We start from the raw sequence: 1,880 nt of genomic DNA, 5'->3' as shown, positions 1-1,880 counted from the left end.
ATGGGAGCCAAAGACGCTGAGGATAGGAGTATCGGCGGTTTGGCACCGCCCGTCAGCCACCGACCACGATGGCTGGGTTTGACGCGAACTCCCGCAAAGTGGCGGCGTCCTTGGTTGTAGACCTGAAACTCCCACCGCTCGAGATTCCTGCGTCTTCAGGCGCAGGAGGATGTCAACAAGCTGTTCGCACACCTACTCTGTGGACACCTGATTTGATCAATACAGGAAAGGAGTGATCAGTATCTGCACGCTGCAAGTTGCAGGAGTTAGAAACCACGATACGACCGCCGTTCAGTATCAGTGCGTTCCAATATCGAGTTCTCTGACGGCCTCAGCCGGCGTGACATCCCATGCGACGAGTCGGTCCGCGGCCAATTGCCACGCGTGGATGGCGAGTTCGGGATCGACATCTTCGGTTTCGTAGCTAAACTCCGCCAAAGCGACTGCAATCAGGAGGTCCTCCTGTCGATTGGTGAGCATCGCTGCCGTTGGCCGCGGCTTCGGATAAAAAGAGTGGGGTGTTCTACCGAAATCACGGCTGCTTCGCTCGGTACGTAGCTTCCAGTCTGGCGGTGCCGGTACTGTCCTAGTGGACGGAACATTCAAACGCCACCTTTGAGATGAACATGTATGAACCGAGCGATTCTTGTGGTCTTCGTGACGCTCCTCGTCGTTCTCGCAGGATGTGCGGGCGGCACCGAAGGTGCCGAGGACACGATCGACGACTCGCAGTCGGTTGGGGATGCTATCGACGTCGTCGATCTGAACGTTGCGGACGTGTCGCCCGATGAGGAGTACGTCACCCTCGAGAACACGGCCGATGAGTCCGTCGATCTCTCCGGGTTTGAACTCCGAGACCGAGAGGGTGGGCAGGTCGATGGTGGTCTCTCTCCGTTTTCGTTTCCAAGTGAGTTCGTCCTCGAACCCGAAGAGACAGTGACCATAACGACTGGTGAAGGTGACTCGACGGACAACAAGCTGTACTGGGGATACAACGTGAACATCTGGCGAGGCAATGGCGACGTGGTTCGGCTCGTCGACACCAATGGCCAGGTCGTGCTCGAGCACGCCTACGGCGATATCGATCTCGATGAGTCGGACGGCGATGTAGAGGATGAGAACGGCGGCGAGAACGATGACGTCAACGAGAGTCCTGTCGACGGTGAACTCGAGATACACCACATCGATGTTGGGCAAGGCGATTCGACCCTCATCATCACGCCGGCGAATGAGACGATCCTCATCGATAGTGGCGATTGGCGACAGGACGGCAGTGAGGTTATCGCCTATCTCGAGGCCCAAGGGATTAATCGAATCGACCACCTCGTCGCGACGCACGCCGATGCCGACCATATCGGTGGTCACGCCGCTGTGATCGAGCACTTCGAGACGACTGGTGGGGGCGTTGGGGCCGCATACGATTCGGGCGTCCCATCGGATTCAGCGACCTACGGGAACTACCTCGATACCGTCGACGAGTACGGGGTCGATTTTCTCCTCGTCGAAAGCGGTGATAAACTGCCGATCGAGGGTGATGTTTCTGCCCAAGTGATGAACCCACCTGCTGGAGATGCTGGGAGCGATGTTAATGACAACAGTATAGTGTTGGTGTTCGAGTTCGGCGACTTCCAGTACTTAGCGCCGGGCGATGTCGATACTGGTGTTGAACAGCGACTGATCGATGAGTGGGGAAGCGATCTCGAGGGCGACGTGTACAAAGCCGGTCACCACGGGTCATCGACCTCCTCAAGCGAGGCCTTGATAGATACCGTAGATCCGGAGACAGCCATCATCTCGAGTGCCTACGACTCACAGTACGGGCACCCGAACGATGAAGTGCTCGAACGGTTTGCCGAGCGGGATATCGAAACGTACTGGAC

The 1,880-nt window shown here is 57.2% G+C and carries 2 protein-coding genes; one reads left to right on the top strand and one right to left on the bottom strand.

Features of this window, described 5'->3' with window-relative positions; genetic code table 11:
* Positions 1-297 precede the first annotated feature (297 nt).
* Entirely contained in the window at positions 298-480 is a 183-nt protein-coding gene (locus tag BW940_RS20720; protein ID WP_076611035.1) for a hypothetical protein, read from the bottom strand.
* A 150-nt stretch (positions 481-630) separates the two neighbouring features.
* Here BW940_RS20720 and BW940_RS20715 point away from each other — a divergent pair.
* The coding region (locus BW940_RS20715; RefSeq protein ID WP_076611034.1) for a lamin tail domain-containing protein at positions 631-1,880 on the top strand (1,250 nt) is incomplete at its 3' end.

The sequence above is a fragment of the Natronorubrum thiooxidans genome, assembly GCF_900156475.1.
Taxonomy (GTDB): Archaea; Halobacteriota; Halobacteria; order Halobacteriales; family Natrialbaceae; genus Natronorubrum; species Natronorubrum thiooxidans.
The sequence above is the reverse complement of the archived record's forward strand: the minus strand, read 5'-3'. Positions and strand labels throughout refer to the sequence as shown.

Excerpts from the sequence above, each read along its gene's own strand:
- BW940_RS20720 (WP_076611035.1), bottom strand. The coding sequence starts at position 480 with ATGCTCACCAATCGACAGGAGGACCTCCTGATTGCAGTCGCTTTGGCG.